25 protein-coding genes are annotated in these 23824 nt (G+C 70.4%); 9 read left to right on the top strand and 16 right to left on the bottom strand.

Annotation, left to right across the window (positions count from 1 at the left end):
* Positions 1-14: 14 nt before the first annotated feature.
* From tldD to ACE3OU_RS11885, 3 genes are read left to right on the top strand one after another with little or no spacing between them, the layout of a single operon-like run.
* On the top strand, positions 15-1472 hold the full coding sequence (tldD, locus tag ACE3OU_RS11895; RefSeq protein WP_374241778.1) for a metalloprotease TldD: 1458 nt from the start codon (positions 15-17) through the stop codon (positions 1470-1472).
* Position 1473: 1 nt separating this feature from the next.
* On the top strand, positions 1474-2259 hold the full coding sequence (locus ACE3OU_RS11890; RefSeq protein ID WP_374241777.1) for a type IV pili methyl-accepting chemotaxis transducer N-terminal domain-containing protein: 786 nt from the start codon (positions 1474-1476) through the stop codon (positions 2257-2259).
* 9 nt (positions 2260-2268) lie between these two features.
* The gene (locus tag ACE3OU_RS11885) at positions 2269-2817 is read left to right on the top strand and encodes a hypothetical protein (protein ID WP_374241776.1); all 549 of its coding nucleotides are present in this window, start codon (positions 2269-2271) and stop codon (positions 2815-2817) included.
* A gap of 22 nt (positions 2818-2839) precedes the next feature.
* Here ACE3OU_RS11885 and ACE3OU_RS11880 read toward each other — a convergent pair whose 3' ends face one another.
* Positions 2840-3589, bottom strand: a complete 750-nt coding sequence (locus tag ACE3OU_RS11880; protein WP_374241775.1) for a 4-hydroxy-tetrahydrodipicolinate reductase — start codon at positions 3587-3589, stop codon at positions 2840-2842.
* A gap of 366 nt (positions 3590-3955) precedes the next feature.
* Here ACE3OU_RS11880 and ACE3OU_RS11875 point away from each other — a divergent pair, with 366 nt between their 5' ends.
* Together ACE3OU_RS11875 and ACE3OU_RS11870 are read left to right on the top strand one after the other, a co-directional pair.
* Positions 3956-5560: an ATP-binding protein gene (locus ACE3OU_RS11875; RefSeq protein ID WP_374241774.1), complete on the top strand. Its 1605-nt coding sequence runs from the start codon at positions 3956-3958 to the stop codon at positions 5558-5560.
* Positions 5557-6156, top strand: coding sequence for a response regulator transcription factor (locus tag ACE3OU_RS11870; RefSeq protein ID WP_374241773.1), 600 nt, complete (start codon positions 5557-5559; stop codon positions 6154-6156). The genes ACE3OU_RS11875 and ACE3OU_RS11870 overlap by 4 nt, the downstream gene beginning before the upstream one ends.
* Before the next feature lie 13 nt (positions 6157-6169).
* On the opposite strand, the gene ACE3OU_RS11865 is transcribed toward ACE3OU_RS11870, so the two are convergent.
* The gene (locus ACE3OU_RS11865; RefSeq protein ID WP_374241772.1) at positions 6170-7066 is read right to left on the bottom strand and encodes a cyanophycinase; all 897 of its coding nucleotides are present in this window, start codon (positions 7064-7066) and stop codon (positions 6170-6172) included.
* 235 nt (positions 7067-7301) lie between these two features.
* Here ACE3OU_RS11865 and aroG point away from each other — a divergent pair, with 235 nt between their 5' ends.
* From aroG to ACE3OU_RS11850, 3 genes are all read left to right on the top strand, one after another.
* Positions 7302-8381: a 3-deoxy-7-phosphoheptulonate synthase AroG gene (gene aroG / locus ACE3OU_RS11860; protein ID WP_374241771.1), complete on the top strand. Its 1080-nt coding sequence runs from the start codon at positions 7302-7304 to the stop codon at positions 8379-8381.
* Positions 8382-8503: 122 nt separating this feature from the next.
* A complete protein-coding gene (gene gluQRS / locus ACE3OU_RS11855) occupies positions 8504-9436 on the top strand; it encodes a tRNA glutamyl-Q(34) synthetase GluQRS (protein ID WP_374241770.1) in 933 nt (310 codons plus the stop codon).
* 183 nt (positions 9437-9619) lie between these two features.
* Positions 9620-9853: a hypothetical protein gene (locus ACE3OU_RS11850; protein WP_374241769.1), complete on the top strand. Its 234-nt coding sequence runs from the start codon at positions 9620-9622 to the stop codon at positions 9851-9853.
* 33 nt (positions 9854-9886) lie between these two features.
* On the opposite strand, the gene ACE3OU_RS11845 is transcribed toward ACE3OU_RS11850, so the two are convergent.
* From ACE3OU_RS11845 to ACE3OU_RS11815, 7 genes are all read right to left on the bottom strand, one after another.
* Positions 9887-11761, bottom strand: a complete 1875-nt coding sequence (locus tag ACE3OU_RS11845; protein ID WP_374241768.1) for a potassium transporter Kup — start codon at positions 11759-11761, stop codon at positions 9887-9889.
* Between the two features lie 177 nt (positions 11762-11938).
* On the bottom strand, positions 11939-12568 hold the full coding sequence (locus tag ACE3OU_RS11840) for an Hpt domain-containing protein (RefSeq protein ID WP_374241767.1): 630 nt from the start codon (positions 12566-12568) through the stop codon (positions 11939-11941).
* A 49-nt stretch (positions 12569-12617) separates the two neighbouring features.
* A complete protein-coding gene (locus ACE3OU_RS11835) occupies positions 12618-13049 on the bottom strand; it encodes a four-helix bundle copper-binding protein (protein WP_374241766.1) in 432 nt (143 codons plus the stop codon).
* 18 nt (positions 13050-13067) lie between these two features.
* Positions 13068-13691 (bottom strand): BON domain-containing protein, encoded by a 624-nt coding sequence (locus ACE3OU_RS11830; protein WP_374241765.1) that lies wholly within the window; start codon positions 13689-13691, stop codon positions 13068-13070.
* Complete coding sequence (locus tag ACE3OU_RS11825; protein WP_374241764.1) at positions 13688-14281, bottom strand: phosphoheptose isomerase; 594 nt, start codon at positions 14279-14281, stop codon at positions 13688-13690. The genes ACE3OU_RS11830 and ACE3OU_RS11825 overlap by 4 nt, the downstream gene beginning before the upstream one ends.
* Positions 14282-14353: 72 nt before the next feature.
* Positions 14354-14740, bottom strand: coding sequence for an HIRAN domain-containing protein (locus ACE3OU_RS11820; protein ID WP_374241763.1), 387 nt, complete (start codon positions 14738-14740; stop codon positions 14354-14356).
* Positions 14730-15164 (bottom strand): YraN family protein, encoded by a 435-nt coding sequence (locus ACE3OU_RS11815; RefSeq protein ID WP_374241815.1) that lies wholly within the window; start codon positions 15162-15164, stop codon positions 14730-14732. The genes ACE3OU_RS11820 and ACE3OU_RS11815 overlap by 11 nt, the downstream gene beginning before the upstream one ends.
* 86 nt (positions 15165-15250) lie before the next feature.
* On the opposite strand from ACE3OU_RS11815, the gene rsmI reads away from it, so the two are divergent.
* Positions 15251-16033: a 16S rRNA (cytidine(1402)-2'-O)-methyltransferase gene (gene rsmI, locus ACE3OU_RS11810; RefSeq protein ID WP_374241762.1), complete on the top strand. Its 783-nt coding sequence runs from the start codon at positions 15251-15253 to the stop codon at positions 16031-16033.
* A gap of 340 nt (positions 16034-16373) precedes the next feature.
* Here rsmI and ACE3OU_RS11805 read toward each other — a convergent pair whose 3' ends face one another.
* The 7 genes from ACE3OU_RS11805 to ACE3OU_RS11775 all read right to left on the bottom strand — a co-directional run.
* Positions 16374-17708: a sigma-54-dependent transcriptional regulator gene (locus tag ACE3OU_RS11805; protein WP_374241761.1), complete on the bottom strand. Its 1335-nt coding sequence runs from the start codon at positions 17706-17708 to the stop codon at positions 16374-16376.
* Positions 17705-19591 carry an ATP-binding protein gene (locus ACE3OU_RS11800; RefSeq protein WP_374241760.1) on the bottom strand — a complete coding sequence of 629 codons (1887 nt, stop codon included), beginning with the start codon at positions 19589-19591 and terminating at the stop codon, positions 17705-17707. The genes ACE3OU_RS11805 and ACE3OU_RS11800 overlap by 4 nt, the downstream gene beginning before the upstream one ends.
* A gap of 31 nt (positions 19592-19622) precedes the next feature.
* Positions 19623-20906, bottom strand: a complete 1284-nt coding sequence (locus ACE3OU_RS11795; RefSeq protein ID WP_374241759.1) for a Glu/Leu/Phe/Val dehydrogenase — start codon at positions 20904-20906, stop codon at positions 19623-19625.
* Positions 20907-20949: 43 nt separating this feature from the next.
* Entirely contained in the window at positions 20950-21678 is a 729-nt protein-coding gene (locus ACE3OU_RS11790; RefSeq protein ID WP_374241758.1) for an amino acid ABC transporter ATP-binding protein, read from the bottom strand.
* 14 nt (positions 21679-21692) lie between these two features.
* Positions 21693-22382: a glutamate/aspartate ABC transporter permease GltK gene (gene gltK, locus ACE3OU_RS11785; RefSeq protein ID WP_374241757.1), complete on the bottom strand. Its 690-nt coding sequence runs from the start codon at positions 22380-22382 to the stop codon at positions 21693-21695.
* 1 nt (position 22383) lies between these two features.
* Complete coding sequence (locus ACE3OU_RS11780) at positions 22384-23124, bottom strand: amino acid ABC transporter permease (RefSeq protein WP_374241756.1); 741 nt, start codon at positions 23122-23124, stop codon at positions 22384-22386.
* Positions 23125-23220: 96 nt separating this feature from the next.
* On the bottom strand, positions 23221-23824 hold a 604-nt coding region (locus tag ACE3OU_RS11775), incomplete at its 5' end, for a transporter substrate-binding domain-containing protein (protein ID WP_374241755.1).

The raw sequence follows: 23824 nt of genomic DNA, 5'->3' as shown, positions 1-23824 counted from the left end.
CGAACCGAAAGCCCATGAGCAAGAATCCGACCCCCAGCCCGCTGAAGACCGCCAGCAAGCTGCTCCTCAAGCCCTACGACCTGGATTTCGAGGATCTCGACAAGGTCTTCGGCAAGCTTTTCCGCCACAAGCTCGACTACGCCGACCTGTACTTCCAGTACCACCGCTCGGAGGCGTGGAGCCTGGAGGAGGGCATCGTCAAGTCGGGCAGCTTCAACATCGAGCAGGGGGTCGGCGTGCGGGCGATCACCGGCGAGAAGACCGCCTTCGCCTACTCCGACGACATCAGCCTGAAGGCTCTCAAGGACGCCGCCGACGCCACCCGCGCGATCGCCGCCGCCGGGCGCCGCAAGGCCCACAAGATCGAGGCCGTCAAAAAACCGCCGCTGGCCCTCTACGGCGCCGGCAACCCGCATGATTCCCTTGACGACGTCGCCAAGGTCCGGCTGCTGGAGCGCCTCGAGGCGATGGCGAGGGCCGAGGACCCGCGGGTCAAGGAGGTCATGGCCAGCCTCGTCGGCACCTGGGAGGTGGTGCTGGTGGCCCGCAGCGACGGCCACCTGGCCGCCGACGTGCGTCCGCTGGTGCGCGTCTCGGTGACGGTGATCATGGAAGAGAACGGCCGCCGGGAGCAGGGCTCGGGCGGCGGCGGCGGGCGCTACGACTACGCCTACTTCAGCGACGCGGTGCTCGGCGACTACGCAAAGGCCGCGGTGCACCAGGCCCGCGTCAACCTCGGCGCCGGCCCGGCGCCGGCCGGCACCATGACCGTGGTGCTCGGCAACGGCTGGCCCGGCATCCTGCTCCACGAGGCCATCGGCCACGGCCTGGAGGGCGACTTCAACCGCAAGGAGAGCTCCGCCTTCGCCGGCCGCATCGGCCAGCAGGTGGCGGCGAAGGGCGTCACGGTGGTCGATGACGGCACCCTGCCGGACCGCCGCGGCTCCCTCACCATCGACGACGAGGGCAACCCCACCCGGCGCACCGTGCTGATCGAGGACGGCATCCTCACCGGCTACATGCAGGACATGCTCAACGCCCGCCTGATGGGCGTCGCGCCCACCGGCAACGGACGCCGCGAATCCTTCGCCCACCTGCCGCTGCCGCGCATGACCAACACCATCATGCTGGCCGGCCAGCACGAGCCGGCCGAGATCATCGCGTCGGTCAAGAACGGCCTCTACGCGGTCAATTTCGGCGGTGGGCAGGTGGACATCACCTCCGGCAAGTTCGTCTTCTCGACCTCCGAGTGCTACCTCATCGAGGACGGCAAGGTGACCCGCCCGGTCAAGGGCGCGACCCTCATCGGCAACGGCCCCGACTGCCTGACCCGGGTCTCGATGATCGGTAACGACCTCGCCCTCGATCCGGGCGTCGGCACCTGCGGCAAGGACGGCCAGAGCGTGCCGGTGGGCGTCGGCCAGCCCACCCTGCGCATCGACGGACTGACGGTCGGCGGCACGGGAGCCTGACATGCAAAGACGTGATTTCGTGATCTTCGGTGCGGCCTGCGGCCTGCTGTCGGCCACTGCCGTCGCGGCCCCGGTGGCCGGCACCGCCCTCAGCCTGCCGATGGCGATCAACAAGTCCGGCCGGCTGCGCATGCTGTCCCAGCGCAGCGCCAAGGCCTGGCTGCTGCTGGTGCAGGGCGTGCTGCCGGAGCGGGGGCGGAGCATCCTGCACCAGTCCCTGGCTTCCTTCGAGCAGATCCTCGGCGAGCTCAAGAGCCTCCAGCCCGGCGACGAGATCCGCGGGCTGGCCCAGGCTCTCGAGCAGGAATGGCGCGCCTGCCGCCCGCTGCTGGTGGACATCCGCAGCGACGCGAAGGCCATCTGGACCCACAACGAGGCGGTGCTCGCCGCGGCGCAGAAGCTGACCGTGGCCTACGAGAAGGTCTCGGGCACCGCCAGCGGGCAGCTGATCAACCTCTCCGGCCGCCAGCGTATGTTGTCCCAGCGCATGGCCAAGGCCTACCTGTTCCGCCAGATGGGGGTCAATGCCGCGGAGGCGTCGAGCATGCTCGACGCGTCGATGAAGGAGTTCGCCAAGGCCCACGAGACCCTCAAGGCGGCCAGCCAGAACACCGCCCAGATCAAGGCCGAGCTGGCGCTGGTGGAGCAGCAGTGGTTCTTCTTCCAGAACGCCCTGCAGCTCACCTCCGCCGCCGATCGGGTCAAGGCGGCTTCCGACGTGGGCACCACCAGCGAGCGTATCCTCGAGCAGATGGATCTGGTGGTCGGCCTCTACGAGCGGCTGTAGGAGAGGGGCATGCTCGCGCGCCACCTGGCACCTGCCGCCGTCCTCGCCGCCGTGTTGCTGCAGTCCGGCTGCGCCGCGCCGCACGCCTCCCCCGAGGCCATCCAGCGGCTCGACCCGGCGGCGCTGGCCGGCATCGAAAGCGCCCGCCAGCCGGCGCTGCCCCTCAGCCTCGACGAGGTGGTCGCCCGGTCCCGCGCCGGGCAGCCCAGCGCCGCCCTCATCGACGAGATCCGCCGCACCGGCACCCGCCATCCGATCAGCCCGTCCGAGGCGGTGCGCCTGAAGGCCCAGGGCGTGGCGCCGGAGGTCCTCGACGCCCTCGACGAGGCCCACCAGCGCTGGGCCCGGGACGAAGCCGCCGCCGCGCGCGCCCGCCGCGACGCCGAGCAGGCCGCCGCCCTCAAGCGCGCCCAGGCCGACGCCGAGCGCTACCGGCGCAGCGTGCCCTACGCCGATCCGTTCTGGCCCTATCGCAGCTACCCCTTCGGCTATCCCTACCCCCATCCCCGCTTCGCGCCGTACGGTGGTTTCGGCTGGGGCATCCAGATCCGGCCCTGATCCCAGCCCTGCGCCGCTCTCCTCAGGCGGCCAGCAACTGGCTGCGCAGCCGTTGCACCAGCAGGTCCTCGAAGCTGTAGTAGCCCGGCCCGGTGCGCTTCGCCAGCTCGCGGAGCGCAAAGACGGCGCCCGTGCCGAAGGCTTCCCGGCGGATCGAGTCGTGCACCAGCCGCACCGTCTGGTACGGAAAGCCGAACACCACCTCGTGATGTCCGACGATGCCACCGAGGCGCAGCGACCGGATGTCGTCGTCTTTTATATCCAGTGACTCGGCGATCTTGCGGGCGGTGCCCGAGACCTCCGGCTTGTCGCGAAAATGCTCCTCGATCACGGCGACGTCGGCGTGGGGGGCGATCTCGCGGAGCAGCCTGGCCCCGAGGATCAGGAAGTTGATCCCGAGGGTGATGTTGGGCGAGCTCATCACCCGGGCGTCCTCGCCCAGGGAGCGGACGTAGGCCAGGTCCGTGTCGCTGTACGCGGAGATTCCGCTCACCAGCATCAGCCTGCGCCGGCGCACCGCCTCGCCGTAGCGGTGGACGGCGGCGGGGCTCGAGAAGTCGATCAGCGCATCGACCGGGTGGCGGTCCAGCCAGTCGGGGTCGGCGAGCCGGTCGATCCCGACGATGGGGGGGGGCGGGGCGTCGGCGCGGGGAGCGCTCTCCTGCCCGGTCCTTCGGGCGATCCAGGCGAGTTCGAGCTCCGGGTCTGCCTGCAGGACATTTGCGACAGCCTGTCCTGCCTTGCCGTAGCCGATGAGACCAATTTTCAACATGGGATATCCACCATTCAAATGATGTCCGGGGCGGACGCGGAGCCGTGGCGCCCCAGTGGCCGCGCCGTCGGTAAAGGGCGTGGCCGGCGGGCGTTCCGCCGTGCCGGCCGGGCGGGTCGGGATCAGCGGGCGTGCCCGCGCAGTCTGCGGATCGCCCCGCGGGGGCGGGCGCCGACGATGGCCGGCCAGCTCCGCACCTGAAACGCCAAGACCTCCACGCCAGGGGGGCGGAGGCTGTGGCAAGGCCGGTGAAGCGGGCCGGGTGAGGCGTCGTGCCTTACGGTACCCGGCCAGGGCCCGCAGGAAAATTCGGGGATCGCTTAGGGGCAAGCCGTACGGGTTGCCCGTGTTACCGGATTGCGGCGCTTGGCTCAGAATGCCGCCATCGCCATGCTCCACGCCGCCTGCGTCTTGTCCAAGTTTCTGTTGCCCCTCGCTTTTGTCGCGCTTTACGTGGCCCTCGACGCCGCCAGCTTCATTCATCCGCTGCACGGCCTCAACATCACGCCCTGGAATCCGGCGGCGGCCCTCGGCCTCGTCTTCCTGTTGCGCCGGGGGCCGGGCGCCGGGCCAGTGCTGGTCGTCGCCGTCCTGCTCGGCGAATATCTGGTGCGCGGGGTGCCCTTCCCCTGGTGGAACCGCCTGCTCCCGGCGCTGATCCTCGCCACCGGCTATCTGCTGCTGAGCGCGGTGCTCCGGCGACGCATGGCGCCCACGACACTGCTCGACGACCGGGCGGCCCTGGTCGGGTGGATGCTGCCGGTGGTGTGCGGGACGCTGCTCAACAGCCTGGTGTATGTCAGCAGCCTTTGCCTGCTCGGTCTGCTGCCGTGGGACGGATGGTCGGCCGGGGTGGTCCGGTCCTGGGTCGGGGACGCGGTGGGGATCACCGTGGCGATGCCGCTCTTCTGGTGGCTCAGCGTCGGGCGGGGCCGGCTGGCGCTGCATACGGTGCTGCGGAGCTGGGAGACCCTGGGCCATTCGCTGCTGGGGGTGGTCGTGCTGTGGATCGCCTTCGGGCTGGGCGGTGAAGGCGGCTTCAAGCTGTTCTACTTTCTCTTCCTGCCCATCGTCTGGGCCTCGGTCCGGCAGGGCATGGCCGGGGCGATCGTGTCCGCGACCGTGCTCCAGCTCGGCATGATCGGCGCCATGCAGGTGCTCGATTTCCGGGCGGTGACGATGGCCGAGCTGCAGATGCTGGCGGTCGTCATCGTGCTCGTCGGCTTCTTCATCGGCGGGGTGGTGGACGAGCAGTGCCGCACCAGCAGCGAGCTGCGCCAGACCTTGCGGCTCGCCGCCGCGGGGGAGATGGCCGGCGCCCTGGCTCATGAGCTCAATCAGCCGCTGACGGCGATGGGCGCCTATGCCTCGGCCTACGACGCCCTCCAAGTGCGCGGCGAGACCGGCAGTCGGCTCGAGGCGGCGATCAACGGCATGCGCGCCGAGGCGCGGCGGGCGGGCGAGGTGGTCCGGCGCCTGCGGGACTTCTTCCACACCGGGGCGACCCGGCTCGAGGCGGTCAGGCTGGACGAACTGATCGCCGCCGCCACGGCCCATTACCATTCCCGGGCCCGCCAGGGCGGGGTCGCCTTCGAGGTGGCCGAGGTGCCGGCGCTCACCCTGCTCGCCGACCGCCTGCAGCTCGAGGTCGTGCTGCGCAACCTGCTGTCCAATGCCTTCGACGCGGTCGCTGCGGTGGAGCCCGCCGCCCGCCGGGTCTCGCTCCGCGCCGCCCGGCTCGCCGGCGGGCAGGTGCTGATCTGCGTGGAAGACTCCGGCCCGGGGCTCGCCCCCCGGGACCTCGAGCGGGCCTTCGAGTCCTTCCGCTCCTCCAAGTCGAGCGGCCTCGGCCTGGGCCTCGTCATCAGCCGGGCCATCGCCGAGACCCACGGCGGCCGCCTGTGGGGCGAGGCGGCGGACCACGGCATCTTCAAGCTCGTCCTACCGATCCAGGAAACCCCACCGCCATGACCGATTCCCTGACGGTCTTCATCGTCGATGACGACCCCTCCGTTCGCGATGCCCTCGGCCTGCTGCTGGCCGTCCATGACCACCGCCTGGCGCTGTTCGCCGATGCCGCCAGCTTCCTGCAGGCGCTCAAGCCCCACTGGCGGGGGTGCCTGCTGCTCGACATCCGCATGCCGGGGATGGACGGCCTGACCCTGCAGCGGCAGCTGCTCGAGCAGGGCTGCGAGCTGCCGGTGGTCGTGATGACCGGCCACGGCGACGTGGATTCGGCGCGGGCGGCCTTCCGGGCGATGGCGGTGGACTTCCTCGAAAAGCCGCTCGACGAGGCGCGCCTGCTGGCGGCCATCGACGAGGCCTTCGCCCGCCAGCGCCAGGCGGTCGATGCCGCCTCCCGCCGCAGCGCGGCCCGGCTGCGCCTGGAGGCGCTGACCCCGCGGGAGCGCGAGGTGATGGACCACGTGGTGGCCGGCCGGCACAACCGCGAGATCGCCGCGGCGCTGGCGATCAGCCCGCGCACCGTGGAGGTCCACAAGGCCCGGATGATGGACAAGCTGGGGGTCGGCAGCGTCGCCGAGCTGGTCCGCCTCAGCCTCTCCTGAGCCGTCGCTGGCCTCAGCCGCCCTCGGGCAGGGTGACGCGCCCCCGCCTCGGGTCGAACACGCTGCCCCGCGGCAGCAGGTGCAGCCGGATGTTGCCGGCGCCGGTGAGGTGCCGGCGGTCGTGGGTGAGGCGTGCGCCGCGGGCGTCGATGATCTTCACGTAGCTGTTGCCGAGCACTTCCCAGCGGCCGTCGGGGCGCACCTGCAGGGCGGTCTCCTCGTCGATGCCGATGCCGATCAGCTGCGGCCGGTCTAGCACCGCGCTGAGCAGGCGGTTGTAGCGGGCGCGCTTCAGGAAGTGCTGATCGATGATGGCCTCGGGCAGGAAGCCGAAGCCCCTGGCGAGGTCGATCGCGCCGCGGGCGATGGGCGGCGTCTCCCCCTTGTCGGGCTTCTGGCGGCCGGTCAGCATCTCGCTGGTCATCACGGCGGCGCCGGCGGATGTGCCGCCCACCACCGCGCCTTCCTGATACCGACGCTCGATGACATCGAGGGCCCGGGTCCCGAGCAGGGTGGCCGCCAGGCGGTTCTGATCGCCACCCAGAAACCAGTAGCCGGTGAAGGTCTCGAGCAGCTGCGCGGTCGCCTCCGCCTGGGCTTCCTGGCGGTCGATGTTGATGAGGTGGGTGTCGGCGTTGAGTTTCCGCAGGTCGGCCATCACCTCCCGGGCTTCCTCGTCGAACTGGGTGCTGGCCATCGGGAACAGGGCGATCCGGGTCCGGCCGGCGCCCCCGGCCAGGCTGACGAAGCGCTGCTGGACCGCCATCGGGGTGTCTCTGCCCCCCACGATGATGAGGTTGCCGGGCCGGGAGGGCGGCACGGCGGGCTCGCTCGCCCCGCGGCCGGGCTGGGGCAGACCGACGGTGGGCGCGATGAGGACGAGCAGGCGGCGGAGGAGAGGGGGCGTCACGGGGCGGCTGCGGGCGGGTTCGGATCGATGGTCGGCGGCCGGCCCGGGGGCGGCTCTGCGCGCGGCGTTCGCCGAAGGGGGCGGACTATAGCGCGCACCCGCCTCCGCGAGAATTCGGGATCCGCGTAGGGGCGGGCTCGCCAGCGCCCGCCCCGCGCCCTGCCGGCATGGCCGTCGCCGCCGTGCATGGGCTAGAATTCACGACTCACCAAAAAGTTGCCGACAGGGTTTCACCATGCATACAGCGAAAGTCACCATCGACGATGTCCGGATCAAGGAGATCAAGGAGCTCAACCCCCCCAGCCATGTGTTGAGGGAGTTTCCCGCCACCAAGAAGGCCGCCGAGACGACTTTTGCCGCGCGCAGCGCGATCCACCGCATCCTCTTCGGCGCCGACGACCGCCTGCTGGTGGTGATCGGCCCGTGTTCGATCCACGACTACGACGCGGCGATGGAATACGCCCGCCGCCTGAAGGCCGAGGCCGACCGCCTGCAGGACGACCTGCTGGTGGTGATGCGCGTCTACTTCGAGAAGCCGCGCACCACGGTGGGCTGGAAGGGCCTCATCAACGATCCGCACCTCAACGGCAGCTTCGCCATCAACGAAGGAGTGCGCCTCGCCCGCAAGCTGCTGTGGGAGGTCAACGAGCTGGGTCTGCCGGCGGCCACCGAGTTCCTCGACATGATCACCCCGCAATACCTGGCCGACCTGATCTGCTGGGGCGCCATTGGTGCACGGACCACCGAGAGCCAGGTGCACCGCGAGCTGGCCTCCGGCCTGTCCTGCCCGGTGGGCTTCAAGAACGGCACCGACGGCAACATCCGCATCGCCGTCGATGCGATCAAGGCGGCCCAGTCGCCCCACCATTTCCTGTCGGTGACCAAGGCCGGCCACTCGGCCATCGTGTCCACCACCGGCAACGAGGACTGCCACCTCATCATGCGCGGCGGCAAGGCCCCCAACTACGACGCCGGGAGCGTCGATGCGGCCTGCAAGGAGCTCGCTGCCTCCGGCCTGCAGGCCCGCCTGATGGTGGATTTCTCCCACGCCAACAGCAGCAAGCAGTTCAAGCGCCAGGTGGACGTCGCCCGCGACGTGGCCGGGCAGATGGCCGGCGGCGAGGAGCGCATCATCGGCGTGATGGTGGAGTCCCACATCAAGGAAGGTCGCCAGGACCTCAAGCCGGGCGTCGACCTCGAATACGGCAAGAGCATCACCGACGCCTGCATCGGCTGGGAAGACAGCCTGACCGTGCTCGATGTGCTCGCCGAGGCGGTGCGTCAGCGCCGCGTGCTGCGCGCCGCGCAGGAGTAATCCAACCCCTCGCCGGGCCGCCGCCGCAGGCGGGGGCCGCCCGGCCGGGCCGTTTGCGACGCCCGCTCGATGCGGGCGATTTTCATGGGTCGCCGCGGCGGCCCGCACAAGGAGGTTTTCCGATGCCGGGTGCCGACCTCGCCGGGCCGGCCGGCGGCTGCGTGGTGGGGCGTTTCGCGCCGTCGCCCAGCGGCCCGCTGCATTTCGGCTCGATGGTGGCCGCCCTCGGCAGCAGCCTGTCGGCCCGCGCCGCCGGCGGACGCTGGCTGCTGCGCATCGAGGACGTGGACACGCCGCGCACCGTGCCGGGGGCCGCGGAAGGCATTCTGCGCACCCTCGAGCAGTTCGGCTTCGAGTGGGACGGCCCGGTGGTCTGGCAGAGCCGGCGGACGGATGCCTACCGGGCCGCCTTCGAGGCCCTGCGCGCGGCGGGGCGTGTGTTCCCGTGCGCCTGCACCCGCAAGGAGATCGCCGATTCGGCCCTGGCCCGCGATGGCACCCGGCGCTACCCGGGCACCTGCCGCGACGGCCTGGCCCCCGGCCGCGAGGCGCGGGCCTGGCGCCTGCGGGTCGAGCCGGGCGAGGTGAGTTTCGACGACGCGGTGCAGGGCCCGATCCGCGAAGACGTGGCCGCCGACGTGGGCGATTTTGTGCTGCTGCGCGCCGACGGCCTGTTCGCCTATCAGCTGGCGGTGGTGGTGGATGACGCCGAGGCGGGGGTCACCGAGGTCGTCCGCGGGGCCGACCTGCTCGACTCCACCGGCCGGCAGATCCTGCTGCAGCGCCTGCTCGGCCACCCCCAGCCGCGCTACGCCCACCTGCCGGTGGCCAGCAACGCCGCCGGCGAGAAGCTCTCCAAGCAGACCCTCGCCCGGGCGGTGGAGGGCGCCGATCCGGCCCGGGTGCTGGTCGATGCGCTGGATTTCCTGGGCCAGGAGCCGCCGGCGGGCCTCGCCGAGGCGGGGCTGGCGGCCGTCTGGGCCTGGGCCCGACAGCATTGGTCGATGGCGCGGGTGCCCCGCCGATGCTCGGTGCCGGCACCCCGCTACGGCTGAGGCGCCAGCCGGCCGTCCCGGCGTCGGGGGCGTCATGGGTCGGGCCGTGCGCAAAGTTGTTGCAAGGTGCTTCAGGCGGCCCGTCTGCAATCTTCTTTCACCTTTGGTCGGGCCGTGTCTGCCTAGAATCCAGGCACCCGCAGCGCCGTAGGCCGGCGCCGCATCTTGTTGCAGGAGCCCGCCATGGCACGACAGATTTCCCCGGATGTGGTTTATTGCTCCTACGCGCTGCCCCGGCGCGGCGAGCGGAAGTGGGATGGCTGGTACGACGTCCTGCTGGCCAACGGCCGTCCGTTGCGGACTTTCGTGCGGGTGCCGTCTTCCGAGGGCTTCGATGACCCGGCGCTGGCGTGCCAGGCCGCGGAGATCCTCGCCCAGTGGGATCTGGGCGCGACAGGCCTGGCGCCCCGGCCCTGACGGGCGAGGGGCCGGGCGTCCGCTGGAGCGGGGTCAGATCACCAGCTGGGTGCCCAGCTCGACCACCCGGTTGTTCGGGATCTTGAAGAAGTCGGTGGCGCTGGTGGCGTTCTTCGACATGAAGGCGAACAGCCGCGCGCGCCAGGGGCTGATCCGCCGCCCGAGCACGCCGGGGATCACCGTCTCGCGGGACACGTAGAAGGTGGTTTCCATCATCTCGAAGGATTCACCGAAGCGCTTGCACTGCTCCAGGGCGAGGGGGATGTCCGGGTCTTCCATGAAGCCGTAGCGGATCACGATGCGCATGAAGCCCTTTTCCATGGGGTGCAGGTAGAGCCGGTCGAGGTCATTGACGTAGGGCGTGTCGGTGGTCTCGACGGTCACCAGGGCCACCCGCTCGTGCAGGATCTGGTTGTGCTTGAGGTTGTGCAGCAGCGCGGCGGGCACGCCTTCCTTGGAACCGGTCATGAACACCGCGGTGCCGCTGACCCGGTGGATGTCGCTGCCGATCGCCGGCAGGAAGGCCGCCATCGGGATGCCCTGCTTGGCCAGCTCGCGCCGCACCAGCTTGCGGCCGCGGCGCCAGGTGGTGAGCACGGTGAAGGAGATCAGGCCCATCACGATCGGGAACCAGCCGCCCTCGGGGATCTTGATCACGTTGGCGGCGAAGAAGGCGATGTCCACCAGCAGGAAGGCGCCGGCCACCAGGGCCACCACCAGCGGGTGCCAGCGCCACAGCAGGACCATCACGAAGGACACCAGGATGGTGTCGATCAGCATGGTGCCGGTGACGGCGATGCCGTAGGCCGCGGCCAGGTTGGAGGAGCTCTTGAAGCCCAGCACCAGGGCCACCACCGCGAAGTAGAGGGTCCAGTTGGTGAAGGGCACGTAGATCTGGCCTTCGGACTTGCCGGAGGTGTGCACGATCAGCATGCGCGGCAGGAAGCCCATCTGTACCGCCTGGCGGGCCACCGAGAAGGCGCCGGAGATCACCGCCTGGGAGGCGATGACGGTGGCCAGGGTGGCGAGGATCACCAGCGGGATCAGCGCCCACTGGGGGCCGAGGTGGAAGAACGGGCTTTCGATGGCGCCCGGCTCGTTGAGGAGCAGCGCGCCCTGGCCGAAGTAGTTGAGCACCAGCGCCGGCATCACGAAGCCGAACCAGGCCAGCCGGATCGGGAAGCGTCCGAAGTGGCCCATGTCGGTGTACAGCGCCTCGCCACCGGTCACCGACAGCACCACCGAGCCGAGGGCCAGGAAGGCCAGGCCCGGGTGGGCGTTGATGAAGCGGATCGCGTAGATCGGGTTGAGGGCCGCCAGCACGTCGGGGTGGCGGGCGATCTCAAGCACGCCGAGCAGCCCGAGCACGCCGAACCAGCCGATCATCACCGGGCCGAAGAACAGGCCCACGGTGCCGGTGCCACGGCGCTGGATGAAGAACAGCCCGCTCAGGATCCCCACCGTGAGCGGCAGCACGTAGGGCTTGAGGTCGGGGGTGATGATCTCCAGGCCCTCCACCGCCGAGAGCACCGAGATGGCCGGCGTGATCATGCTGTCGCCGTAGAAGAGGGCGGCGGCGAAGATCCCGAGGAGCGAGATGATCCAGGTGACGACGCGGTGGTGCGAGCGCTCGGTGATCAGCGACAGCAGGGCCAGGGAGCCCCCCTCGCCGCGGTTGTCGGCGCGCATGATCACGCTGACATACTTGACGGTGACCAGCGCGATGATGGACCAGAACACCATCGACAGGATGCCGAAGATGTTGTCGGGCGTGATGGGGATGGGGTGGTGCCCGTTGAAGATTTCCTTCAGGGCATACAGGGGGCTGGTGCCGATGTCGCCGAAGACGACGCCGATGGCGCCGATCACGACGGGAGCCAGGGCCTTTTGGGAGTGGGCGTTGGACACTGTTGAGGCTTTCAGTGGATAACGGAAATCAGGCTGGGCCCTGCAACCCGCAGGGTGTCCGCTTGCCGGCGCTCGGCGCAGGCATCAGGCGGATTGTCCGCCCTTTTGTGGGTGTTTTGTTGATCGGCCTCAAGCGGCAGGGGGACGATGGATGTTCACGCGGCCCGCGGTGCGGGCTCAGCCTTCGAGTGGCACGCCTGCCCGGGCGCAGGCCTGAGCGAGCCGGGTCGTCGCGGAGTCGAAGTCGAAGTCGCGCAGGGCGCTCTGGAGCGCCACGAAGTCGTCGGGAAAGGCCGCCCGCAGCATGGGCGCGTGGCTGTCGAGCAGGCGGCGGGCCGCCACGTCCCAGTTGGCCATCAGGCTGCCGAGTTCGCGGCAGACCCGCGTGAGCTGCTCCGGGTCGACCGGCGCGAGCTCGGCCTCGACCGGGTGCTCCGGCGGCAGCCCGGCCTCGAGGGCCTCGATGAGGGACGCCAGCTCGGCCTCGAAGTGGGCCAGCAGTTCGGCGATGTGCGCGGCCGGGGCGGCCTCACGCAGGGCGGTCTCGAGGGATTGGGCCGCGGGGTGCAGGCGCACCGCGCCAAAGGTGCCGGCCAGGCCCTTGACCGTGTGCGCGCGGCGGGTGGCGGCCGCCCGGTCGTTCCGGGCGAGGGCGTCGGCGATCGCCTGGGCGGCGTCTTTCTCGGTGGCAACGAAGTCGCGCAGCAGGGCGGCGTAAAGCTCGATGTCGCTCTCCATGCGACGCAGCCCGGACGCCGGGTCGAGGCCGTCGATGGAGTAGGGGAAGGGGGTCTGAGCTTGCGTCATGTCGGTTTCTTTCCAAAGCCTTCTTGCGCGCCCGCCGCCGACGGCATTGTCAGGCGACCATCGCCCGGCAGGCCTTGGCGCACTCGCCGCAGCTTTCCATGCACTCCCTGCAGGGTTTGTGCTTGTCGGCGTGCTTCTTGCACTCGGCTTCGCAGGCCCGGCAGACGTCCACGCAGAGCGCGGCGAGGCGGGGGGCGAACTTCGATTCGGCGGCGGCGAGGGAGATCAGCGCCCGGCAGGAGGCGAGCATCTCGCGCACGCTGGCGGCGCAGGCGGCCATGGACTTGTCGCCTTCGCCGAGCAGCATGATGCAGTGGGTCAGGCAGACCTCGCCCTTCTCGATGCAGATGCCGGCGGTGTCGAGCACGGCCTGCCACGGGTGGGCGCCTTCGTGGTGATGGTGGCTGTGGTCGGCGGCCTGGGCGGTGCCGGCGGCGGCGAGCAGGGCGCCGGTGGCGAAGAGGGCTTCACGACGGTTCATGGTGTGTTCTCCGGGGGCTTATTTGGGGGTGGCGGCGCCGTCGAGACGGCGGGCTTCTTCTTCGCTGATGTATTCAAACACCCGCACGACCTTCTGGACACCCTTGGTGGTGCGGGCGATCTCGGTGGCGGCGGTGCCTTCGCGCTCGGTGACGAGGCCCATCAGGTAGGTGGTGCCTGCCTCGGTGACGACCTTGACCTGCTGGATGTGGAAATCCTTCTGGTCGACGAAGCGGGCCTTCACCTTGGAGCTGATGTAGCTGTCGTTGGCGCGGGCGCTCAGGGAACTGGTGGGGGCCACGCGCAGCTCGTTGACCACCTCCCGCACCGTCTCGACGGTGGCGGCGATGCGGCCGGCCTCTTCACGGCTCTCTTCGTTGAAGGCCTCGCCGGTGAGCAGCAGCTTGCGGTTGAAGGCGGTGGCGTTGAGGTGCACCTTGTCGCCGAGGCGGTCGGCGACCCACTTGTTGGCCTTCCATTCGATGCCTTCGTCTTCGACGTAGGTGCCCGAGCTGCGCCGGTCGGAGACCATCGCGACGGCCATGCCGGTGCCGCCGACGATCACGGGGATGCAGCCTTGCACGCTGACCAGGGTGGCGAGGGCGAGGCCGGCGAGGCCGAGGGTCTTGCGGATGGGGGTCATTCTTCAACTCCAAGCAGGAGGCAGTCGATGCCGTCGCACAGGCAGTGCAGGGTGAGGAGATGGACTTCCTGGATGCGCGCGGTGCGGTCGGCCGGCACGCACAGGTTAACGTCGTCCGGGCCGAGCAGGGCGGAAATCTCGCCGCCGCCCTTGCCGGTGAGGGCGACCACGCGCATCTCCCGCTCGTGGGCGGCGTGGACGGCCTCGATCACGTTGGGCGAGTTGCCGCTGGTGGAGATCGCCAGCAGCACGTCGCCGGGCTGGCCGAGGGCGCGCACCTGCTTGGCGAAGACCTGGGAGAAGTCGTAGTCGTTGGCGATCGAGGTGAGGGTCGAGCTGTCGGTGGTGAGGGCGAGGGCGGCCAGCGGCGGGCGCTCGAGCTCGAAGCGGTTGAGCAGCTCGGCGGCGAAGTGCTGGGCGTCGGCCGCGGAGCCGCCGTTGCCGCAGGCGAGGATCTTGCCGTTGGCCATCAGGCTGTGGGTCATCGCCTCGATGGCGGCGGCGATCGGGTCGGCCATGAATTCCAGGGCGGCCAGCTTGGTCTGGGCGCTGTCGGTGAACTGCTGGGCGATGCGGGCGACAAGATCCATCTAAGGCTCCGGAAAAGGTGTCGCGGATTCTAGCATCGCCGCCGGAGCCTGCGCCGGCGGCCTGAAACGCGCTTACAAACCCACATAGACGTCGACCCGCAGGCGCTTCCAGGGGTTCGGGTCGCGGCTGAGCCGGCCGATGCGGGCCCCGATGGGGGTGCCCTTGTCGATCTCGGCGGCCACCGCGCGGTTGTCGCTGCGGGGCAGGTAGCCGAGCTTGGTGCCGCGCCAGTCGATGCGGACCGCGAAGGGGTCGTGGGGGTTGTCGCGCTCGCGGACCAGGGCCAGGCGGTCGCCCTCGCGCATCTCGTCCCACAGGATCTTGCCGGCGTAATACTGGAAGCCCGCCAGGGGCGCGCTGTGCACCAGCACGTGCATCTGCTGGCCGGCGGCGGGCGTGGCCAGCAGCAGCGGGGCGGCGATGGCCGCGAGGCGGGCCAGCGGGCGGCTAGCCGGCATCGAAGGCGCCCCGTATCCAGTCGATGCGGGCCGGGTCGAGGCGGTCGAGGAGCACCGCGTCGAAGCGGCACGGCCGGCTGGCGTGGGGCCGGCCGGCGCCGCCGAGCCACAGCTGGGCGGCCTGCACGACGCGCCGCTGCTTGGCCGGGGTGATGCTCGCCGCGGCTCCGCCGAAGCGGCCGTCCCGGCGCAGGCGTACCTCGACGAAGACGATGCCGTCGCCGTCGAGGGCGATGAGGTCCACCTCGCCGCCGCGGAAGCGCACGTTGCGGGCCAGGATGCCCAGCCCGTGGGCCTGCAGGTAGGCGGCCGCGAGGGCTTCGGCGGCCTGGCCCCGGACGAGGTGGGCGGCTTGCGTCGGGGGGGCGTCGCGCCCACAATCGGGCTCCGCCGCTTTTCCTCGCCATGCCTGCCATGCTTCCAGCACCCTCCGATGCATCTGCCGCCTCGCCGCTCTCCAGAACGCCGTCATTGTATGTCGTTGCCACGCCGCTGGGGAATCTTAATGACATGAGCCTGCGGGCGCTGGCGGTGCTGAAGGCCGTGGACGCGGTGGCCGCCGAGGACACCCGGCACAGCCAGAAGCTGCTCGACGCCTTCGGCATCAACACCCGGCTGGTGGCCCTGCACGAGCACAACGAGCAGGCCGCCGCCGGCCAGGTGATCCGGATGCTGGAGGAGGGCCGCCACGTGGCGCTGATCACCGACGCCGGCACGCCGGCCGTCTCCGACCCGGGCGCCCGCGCGGTGGCGCGGATCCAGGACGCCGGCTTCCCGGTGGTGCCGGTGCCCGGCGCCTGCGCGGCGATCGCGGCCTTGTCGGCCTCGGGCCTCGCCGACGGGCATTTTCATTTCCACGGCTTCCTGCCCACCAAGTCGGCGGCCCGCAAGGCCCAGCTCGACGCGCTGCGCGGGGTGCCCGGCACCCTGGTGTTCTACGAGGCGCCGCACCGCATCGCCGAGTGCCTCGACGACATCGCCGCGACGCTGGAGCCCGGCCGGCAGATCGTCGTCGCGCGGGAGCTGACCAAGATGTTCGAGCAGATCGTGCGCATGCCGCTGGCCGAGGCGCCGGCCTGGCTGGCCGCCGACCCCAATCGCTCGCGGGGCGAGTTCGTGCTGCTGGTGTCGGCTGCGCCGCCCGCCGAGGGCCTGCCCCCGGAGGCCGAGCGGGTGCTCGCGCTGCTGCTCGCCGAGCTGCCGGTCAAGCAGGCCGCCAAGCTGGCGGCGGCGATCACCGGGGCGCCAAAGAACGCGCTCTACGAGCGGGCGCTGGAACTCCGCGAAGGCTGAGCCCTGGGGGCGCTCTCAAGGAAACGCCGGGCCGCCCCAAGTTTCCTTGAACCCCCTCGGGGGGCGGGCTGGGCGGAGCCTGGCCCTGGGGCGCTCTCAAGGAAACGCCGGGCCGCCCCAAGTTTCCTTGAACCTCCTCGGGGGGCGGGCTGGGCGGAGCCCGGCCCTGGGGGCGCTCTCAAGGAAACGCCGGGCCGCCCCAAGTTTCCTTGAACCCCCTCGGGGGGTGGGCTGGGCGGAGCCTGGCCCTGGGGGCGCTCTCAAGGAAACGCCGGGCCGCCCCAAGTTTCCTTGAACCCCCTCGGGGGGTGGGCTGGGCGGAGCCCGGCCCTGGGGGCGCTCAACTCCCGCCGCCCAGCCCGTATTTGCGGATCTTGTCGTGGAGGGTGGTCTTGGCGACGCGCAGGGCTTCGGCGCTGCGGGCCAGGCTGCCGCCCTGGCGGCGCAGCTCGGCGGCGATCAGGCTGCGCTCGAAGCTGTCCACCGACTCGGCCAGGGACACCGGCGCGGTGTCGGCCGGGTTGCCGCCGAGGACCTCGGTGCTCACCCCCAGCACGATGCAGTCGGCCACGTTGCGCAGCTCGCGCACGTTGCCGGGCCAGGTGTGGGCCATCAGGCGGCGCATCTGCTCGGCCGGCACCGCGGGCAGCGGGCGGTCATGGCGGGCGGCGGCGAGGAGCAGGAAGTGCTCCAGCAGCAGCGGGATGTCCTCGCGGCGCTCGCGCAGCGGGGGCAGGTCGATGGTCACCACGTTGAGCCGGTAGTACAGGTCGGCGCGGAAGGTCTGGCGCTCGGCGCGCTCCCTGAGGTCGTCCTTGGTGGCGGCCACCACCCGGCAATCCACCGGCAGCTGCTGGTTGGAGCCCAGGCGCTCCACCACCCGCTCCTGCAGCACCCGCAGCAGCTTGATCTGCACGCCCATCGGCATGCTCTCGAGCTCGTCCAGAAAGAGGGTGCCCTTGTTGGCGTATTCGATCTTGCCGATGCGGCGCTTCTGGGCGCCGGTGAAGGCGCCGGCCTCGTGGCCGAAGAGTTCGCTGTCGAGCAGGTTGTCGGGCAGGCCGCCGCAGTTGAGGGCCACGAAGGGGCCGTCCCGGCGGGGCGAGAGTTCGTGCAGGCACTGGGCGACGAGCTCCTTGCCGGTGCCGGTCTCGCCGCGCACCAGCACGTCCACGCGGGTGGCGGCCACGTCGCCGATCAGCTGGCGCACCCGCGCCATCTGCGGCGAGCGGCCGATGAGCTTGCTCTCGATGCCGTCGCGCTGGGCGAGGCGGCGGCGCAGGTCGAGCACCTCCAGGGTCAGGGCGCGTTTGTCGAGGGCCCGGCGCACCACGTCCACCAGCAGGTCGGGGGCGAAGGGTTTCTGGATGAAGTCGTAGGCGCCGCTGCGCATGGCCTCGACGGCCAGGGTCACGTCGCCGTGGCCGGTGATGATGATCACCGGCAGGTCGGGGTCCATCGCCTGGCAGCGGCGCAGCACCTCCATCCCGTCGGCCCGGGGCAGGCGCATGTCGGTGACGACGATGCCCGGGAAGCCGGCCTTCACGCGGGCCAGGCCCTCTTCGGCCGAGCCGACGCCCTCGACGGGCAGGTCGGCGAGCATCATCGCCTGCTCGCAGCCGAGGCGCACGTCGGGGTCGTCTTCGATGATGAGTACGCGGAGTTCCTGGCTCATGGCTGTTCCTTGGGGGCGGCGGGCAGGTGCACGCTGAAGCACGCGCCGCCTTCCGGGCAGTGTTCGGCGCGCAGGTCGCCGCCGAACTCGCGCACGATGTCCCGCGAGATGGCGAGGCCGAGGCCCAGCCCCTCGCCGGGCGGCTTGGTGGTGAAGAAGGGTTCGAACAGGGCGCCGCCTTCCGGCAGGCCGCAGCCGGTGTCGCTGATGCGCAGCACGACGCCATCGTCCGCCGGGGCGGCGGCTAGGGTGAGCGTCTTGCGGGGGCTGTCGGCCATCGCGTCGCCGGCGTTGCGGATGAGGTTGATCAGTACCTGCTCAAGCCGGTTCTGGTCGCACCACGCCACCGCCCGGCCGGGCTCGCAGTGGTTGATGACCGTGATGCCGGCCCTGGCGAGGCGCTGGTCGAGCAGGAACAGCGCGGCGCCCACCGCGTGGGCCACGTCGGTGGCCGCGGGGATGGCCGGCGACTTGCGGGCGAAAGTCTTCAGCGGGGTGATGATGCGGCCCATCTGGTCGGCCAGCCGGGCGATGATGCCGAGGTTCTGCTCGACGGTGGCAAGGTTGCCGCGCTTCATGAACTCGACGGCGTTGCCCGACAGGGTGCGCATCGCCCCCAGCGGCTGGGCCAGCTCGTGGGTGATGCCCGCCGCCAGCTGCCCCAGCACCGCCAGCTTGGCGGCCTGCACCAGCTCGTCCTGGGCGGCGCGCAGGGTCTGCTCGGCCTGCTGGCGTTCGGCCACCTCCTTGCGCAGGCGGGCGTTGGTGTCGGTGAGGGCGCGGGTGCGCCGGGCGACCTTGCTCTCCAGCTGGGCGTTGGCCTGTTCGAGGAGCGCCTTGGCCTCGAGCTTCTGGCGCAGGATGCGGCGGCGTTGGGCGACCACCAGCAGGAGCAGCAGCACGCAGCCGGTGGCCACCGCGGCGAGGGCGCCGTGGCCAGCGGCCTGGGCGCGCATCGGCTGCAGGTCCGAGAAGATCAGCAGGCGCCAGCCGGTGCTGCTGAGCTGGCGGCCATGGACGAGGTAGGTGCTGCCGAGCGCCCGTCCCGGGGCGATGCCGAGGCGGCCGCCGCTGTGGATCTCCTGCCCCGCGGGGCCGAGGGCGGCGTCGATGGCGACCGGGAAGTTGCCGATCGGGCGGTTGTTGTAGAGCCGCGACACGGCCGCCTCGACCCGGCTGTCGCTGGACAGCGGGCCCAGCGCGGTATAGCGCCAGTCGGGCACCGACGAGAGGATCACCACGCCGTTCTCGTCGGCGATCAGGGCCGGTGCGCCGAGCAGGTCCCAGGCCTGGTCGATGCCGGCCAGGCCGATCTTGATGGCCGCCACGCCGACCACCCGCTCGCCGTCGCGGATCGGGTGGGACACGTAGTAGCCGGGCTCGCCCTGGGTGATGCCGATGGCGAAGTGCCGCCCTACCTGGCCCGACAGGCCGGTGAGGTAGTAGCTGCGGAAGGAGAGGTCCTCGCCGACGAAGCTGTCCGGCTGCTTCCAGTTGCTGGAGGCCAGCACGATCCCCCGCTCGTCCATCACGAAGATGGCCAGGCTGCCGATGTGGCCGTTGAGCCGCTCGAGAAAGCGGTTGGCTGCCGCCACGCTGCCCGACGGGCGGGGCTTGCGCAGCAGTGCCAGCACCTCTTCGTTGAGCTGGATGGTGGCCGGGATGTGGGCGTAGCGGTTGACGATGCCGTCCACCGCCGCGCCGAAGAGATCGAGGCGGTGGCCGGCGTCGGTGCGCAGGGTCTGCATGCCCTGGTACTCGCTGGCCCGGTAGCCGCCGAAGCCGATCAGCCCGATCACCAGCAGCAGCGCCAGCACGCTCAGGGGCCGCGTCGACAGCGCGCGGGAGGGGGGAACCGGCGGTTCGGGGGGCTGGGCGCTCATGGGGCTCCGGCGCAGGCGCTGGGATGGGGCGTCAAGGATACAGCCCGCGCAGGGCGCGCGCCTCCAGCACCCGCGAGCAGGCGGTGATGTAGGTGGCGGTGCGCAGGTTCACGCGGCGGCTGGCGGCCACCTGCCAGATGCCCTCGAAGGCTTCCGACAGCACCCGGTCGAGGCGGTCGTTGATGTCCTTCTCGGTCCAGAAGAAGCTCGAGGCGTTCTGCACCCACTCGAAGTAGCTCACCGTCACGCCGCCGGCGTTGGCCAGCACGTCGGGCAGCACCGTGCAGCCCTTGCCGAGCAGGATGTCCTCGGCCAGCGGCGTGGTCGGGCCGTTGGCGCCCTCGACGATCAGGCGGGCCCTGACGCGGTCGGCGTTGGCCTCGGTGATCTGCTTCTCCAGCGCCGCGGGGAGCAGGATTTCGCAGTCCACCGCCCAGAAGTCGGCGGCGGCGATGGGCCCGGCGTCCGGATAGTCGGGCAGCGCGCCCGGGTTGCCCGCCAGGAAGCGGCCGAGGGCGTGGGGGTCGATGCCGTTCGGGTTGGCGATGGTGCCGGCCACGTCCTGGATGGCCACGATCTTCGCGCCGGCGTCGTGGAAGATCCGCGCCGCCGCGTTGCCCACGTTGCCGAAGCCCTGGATCGCCACCCGGGCGCCCTCCATCGGGATGCCGAGGCGCTTCATGGCCTCCCGGGCCACCACGTAGCAGCCCCGGCCGGTGGCGTCCCTGCGCCCCAGGCTGCCGCCCATCGACACCGGCTTGCCGGTGACCACGCCGGTCTGGGTGCTGCCCTGGTTGATGGAGTAGGTGTCCATCATCCAGGCCATGATCTGCTCGTTGGTGTTTACGTCCGGGGCCGGGATGTCCCGGTCGGGGCCGATGATGCTGCCGATCTCGCTGGTGTAGCGCCGGGTGAGGCGCTCGAGCTCGGGGCGGGAGAGCTCCGCCGGGTTCACCTTGACCCCGCCCTTGGCGCCGCCGTAGGGCAGGTTCACCGCGGCGTTCTTCACCGTCATCCAGGCCGACAGGGGCATCACCTCCGAGAGGGTCACGTCCGGGTGGAAGCGCACGCCGCCCTTGCCCGGCCCGCGGGACAGGTTGTGCTGGACGCGGAAGCCCTCGAAGTGGCGGATGCGCCCGTCGTCCATGCGCACCGGCACGTCGACGATCAGGCAGCGCTTGGGGTGGCGCAGGGTATCCAGCCATTCGGCCAGCGGGCCCAGGTGGGGTTCGACCCGTTCGAGCTGTTCGAGGAACATGCCCCACGGGCCGACCCGGGCCGGGTCGATGTAGGAAGGCAGGGTGTGGGTGGTCATGGGGTGGTGTCTCCGTTGTATTTTTTTGTGGGGCTGCGCGGCGTCAGTGCTGCAGGATCTTGGCCAGGAACTGGCGGGCGCGCTCGGAGCGCGGCGCGCCGAAGAAGGCGTCCTTGCTGTCGTCCTCGACGATCTGGCCGCGGTCCATGAAGATCACCCGGTTGGCCACCTTCCTGGCGAAGCCCATCTCGTGGGTGACGCACATCATGGTCATGCCCTCCTGGGCCAGCTCGACCATCACGTCGAGCACCTCGTTGATCATCTCCGGGTCGAGGGCCGAGGTGGGCTCGTCGAAGAGCATGCAGATCGGGTCCATCGCCAGCGCACGGGCGATCGCCACCCGCTGCTGCTGGCCGCCGGAGAGCTGGCCGGGGAACTTGTCGGCGTGGGCCTTCAGGCCGACCCGGTCGAGCAGCTTGAGGCCCTTGTCCACCGCCTGCTCGCGGCTGCGGCCGAGCACCTTGATCTGGGCGATGGTGAGGTTGTCGGTGATGCTCATGTGGGGAAACAGCTCGAAGTGCTGGAACACCATGCCGACCCGGCTGCGCAGCTTGGGCAGGTTGGTCTTCGGGTCGCCCACCGGGATACCGTCGACGGTGATGGTGCCGGCCTGGAAGGGCTCGAGGCCATTGACGCACTTGATCAGCGTGGACTTGCCGCTGCCCGACGGGCCGCAGACCACGATGACCTCGCCTTTCCGCACTTCGGTGCTGCAGTCGGTGAGCACCTGGAAACTGCCGTAGAACTTGGAGACGTTCTGGATCGAAATCATGGGTGAGCCCGCAATCAATGTGCCACGTGGGCGTTGAGTTTCTGCTGGTAGCGGCGCACCAGCTGGGAGGCCGCGAAGCAGACGGCGAAATAGACGGCACCGGCAAAGAGCAGCAGCTCGACGAGCCGGCCATCGCGGTCGCCCACCTTGTAGGCGGCGCCGAAGAAGTCGGCCAGGGCCGACACATAGACCAGGGAGGTGTCCTGGAACAGCACGATGGCCTGAGTGAGCAGCAGGGGGACCATGTTGCGGAAGGCCTGGGGCAGCACCACCAGGCGCATCGCCTGGGCGTAGGTCATGCCGAGGGCCGAGGCGGCGGCCACCTGGCCCTTGGGGACGCTCTGGATGCCGGCGCGGATGATCTCGGAGTAATAGGCCGACTCGAACAGCGCGAAGCCCACCATCGCCGAGGCGAGGCGCACGTCGGTGTTCGGGTCCAGGTTGAAGAAGCCCTTGAGCAACTGGGGCACGATCAGGAAGAACCACAGCAGCACCATCACCAGCGGGATCGCCCGGAACAGGTTCACATAGCTGGCGGCCAGGAAGGCCAGCGGCTTGACCGCCGAGAGGCGCATCATCGCCAGCGCCGTGCCCCACACGATGCCGAAGAGCACCGCGGTGAGCGTGATCTCCAGCGACACCTTCATGCCCTCCCACAGGAAGGGCAGCGCCCCGGGGATGGACGACCAGTCGAATTCATACATCTCACTTCCCTCCCAGGTAGCCCGGCACGCGGGTCTTGTTCTCGACCACGCGCATCAGGGTCATCACCACCACATTGATCAGCAGGTAGAGCACCGTGACCGCGATGAAGGACTCATACGGCTGGGCGGTGTAGTCGACGAGCTGGCGGCCCTGGGCGGCGAGCTCCAGCAGGCCGATGGTCGAGCACACGGCGGAGTTCTTGAAGATGTTGAGGAACTCGGAGGTGAGCGGCGGCACCACCAGGCGGAAGGCCATCGGCAGGAGCACGTGGCGGTAGGTCTGGGGCAGGGTGAAGCCCAGGGCCAGCCCGGCGTTCTTCTGGCCGCGGGGCAGGGCGTTGATGCCGGCGCGGACCTGCTCGCAGACGCGGGCGCTGGTGAAGAAGGCGAGGCACAGCATCGCCGAGAGGAACTGCTGGGTGAGGGGGTCGAGGTCCTGCTTGAAGGCGTCGCCCAGGCCGAAGGGGAGCAGCTCGGGGAGCACGAAGTACCAGATGAAGAGCTGCACCAGCAGGGGGATGTTGCGGAAGACCTCGACGTAGGTGGCGGCGAGCCCCGAGAGCCCGCGGTTGGGCACGGTACGCAGCACGCCCATCAGGCTGCCGAGGGCGAGGGCGACGACCCAGGCCGACAGGGACAGGGCGACGGTCACCTGCAGGCCGGAGAGCATCCAGCCCAGGTAGGTGCTGTCGCCGGAGGCGGCGGGGGCGAGGAAGATGCCCCAGTTCCATTGGTAGCTCATGGCGTTGGTGGAAAGTGGGGAGTGGGTGGGCGACGAGCGGGGCGTGAGGGCCCCCGGGCGGGGCGCCGGGAGCCGTCTCCCGCGCCCCGCCGGCCGTCATTCGAAGGCCTTGTCGTTGGGCGCCTTGTAGAGCTTCTGCATGGCCTCGGAGAGCGGGAAGTTGAGGTTCAGGCCCTTGGGCGGGATGGGCTGGGTGAACCACTTCCGGTAGATCGCCTCGGCCTCGCCGGAGGTCATGGCCCTGGCCAGGGCGGCGTCGACCACTTTCTTGAAGCCCGGGTCGTCCTTGCGCATCATGCAGCCGTAGGCCTCGAAGCTCTGGGGCGTGCCGACCACGGTCCAGTCGCCGGGGCGCTTGGCCTTGGCCATCTCGCCGTAGAGCAGGGCGTCGTCCATCATGAAGGCCACGGCGCGGCCGGTCTCGAGGGTCAGGAAGGATTCGCCGTGGTCCTTGGCGGAGATGATCTTCATGCCGAGCTTCCTGTCGTCGTTCATCTTGCGGATGAGGCGCTCGGAGGTGGTGCCGGCGGTGGTGACCACGTTCTTGCCGGCGAGGTCGGGGAAGTCCTGGATGCCGGAATCCTTCTTCGTCATCAGGCGGGTGCCGATGATGAAGAGGGTGTTCGAGAAGGCGACCTGCTGGGCGCGCTCCTTGTTGTGGGTGGTGGAGCCGCACTCGATGTCGACGGTGCCGTTCTGC

The organism is Zoogloea sp. (assembly GCF_041908905.1).
GTDB lineage: Bacteria > Pseudomonadota > Gammaproteobacteria > Burkholderiales > Rhodocyclaceae > Zoogloea.
Note: the sequence above shows the minus strand (reverse complement) of the source record. Positions and strands in the feature narration are given on the sequence as shown.

Bases quoted from the DNA above. Each gene is read 5' to 3' on its own strand.
- gluQRS (WP_374241770.1), top strand. From the start codon at position 8,504: ATGCCGGGTGCCGACCTCGCCGGGCCGGCCGGCGGCTGCGTGGTGGGG.
- gltK (WP_374241757.1), bottom strand. From the start codon at position 22,382: ATGTATGAATTCGACTGGTCGTCCATCCCCGGGGCGCTGCCCTTCCTG.
- aroG (WP_374241771.1), top strand. From the start codon at position 7,302: ATGCATACAGCGAAAGTCACCATCGACGATGTCCGGATCAAGGAGATC.
- rsmI (WP_374241762.1), top strand. From the start codon at position 15,251: ATGAGCCTGCGGGCGCTGGCGGTGCTGAAGGCCGTGGACGCGGTGGCC.
- ACE3OU_RS11890 (WP_374241777.1), top strand. From the start codon at position 1,474: ATGCAAAGACGTGATTTCGTGATCTTCGGTGCGGCCTGCGGCCTGCTG.
- ACE3OU_RS11800 (WP_374241760.1), bottom strand. From the start codon at position 19,591: ATGAGCGCCCAGCCCCCCGAACCGCCGGTTCCCCCCTCCCGCGCGCTG.
- ACE3OU_RS11850 (WP_374241769.1), top strand. From the start codon at position 9,620: ATGGCACGACAGATTTCCCCGGATGTGGTTTATTGCTCCTACGCGCTG.
- ACE3OU_RS11790 (WP_374241758.1), bottom strand. From the start codon at position 21,678: ATGATTTCGATCCAGAACGTCTCCAAGTTCTACGGCAGTTTCCAGGTG.
- ACE3OU_RS11780 (WP_374241756.1), bottom strand. From the start codon at position 23,124: ATGAGCTACCAATGGAACTGGGGCATCTTCCTCGCCCCCGCCGCCTCC.
- ACE3OU_RS11840 (WP_374241767.1), bottom strand. From the start codon at position 12,568: ATGACGCAAGCTCAGACCCCCTTCCCCTACTCCATCGACGGCCTCGAC.
- ACE3OU_RS11805 (WP_374241761.1), bottom strand. From the start codon at position 17,708: ATGAGCCAGGAACTCCGCGTACTCATCATCGAAGACGACCCCGACGTG.
- ACE3OU_RS11820 (WP_374241763.1), bottom strand. From the start codon at position 14,740: ATGCCGGCTAGCCGCCCGCTGGCCCGCCTCGCGGCCATCGCCGCCCCG.
- tldD (WP_374241778.1), top strand. From the start codon at position 15: ATGAGCAAGAATCCGACCCCCAGCCCGCTGAAGACCGCCAGCAAGCTG.
- ACE3OU_RS11825 (WP_374241764.1), bottom strand. From the start codon at position 14,281: ATGGATCTTGTCGCCCGCATCGCCCAGCAGTTCACCGACAGCGCCCAG.
- ACE3OU_RS11830 (WP_374241765.1), bottom strand. From the start codon at position 13,691: ATGACCCCCATCCGCAAGACCCTCGGCCTCGCCGGCCTCGCCCTCGCC.
- ACE3OU_RS11870 (WP_374241773.1), top strand. From the start codon at position 5,557: ATGACCGATTCCCTGACGGTCTTCATCGTCGATGACGACCCCTCCGTT.
- ACE3OU_RS11880 (WP_374241775.1), bottom strand. From the start codon at position 3,589: ATGTTGAAAATTGGTCTCATCGGCTACGGCAAGGCAGGACAGGCTGTC.
- ACE3OU_RS11795 (WP_374241759.1), bottom strand. From the start codon at position 20,906: ATGACCACCCACACCCTGCCTTCCTACATCGACCCGGCCCGGGTCGGC.
- ACE3OU_RS11885 (WP_374241776.1), top strand. From the start codon at position 2,269: ATGCTCGCGCGCCACCTGGCACCTGCCGCCGTCCTCGCCGCCGTGTTG.
- ACE3OU_RS11835 (WP_374241766.1), bottom strand. From the start codon at position 13,049: ATGAACCGTCGTGAAGCCCTCTTCGCCACCGGCGCCCTGCTCGCCGCC.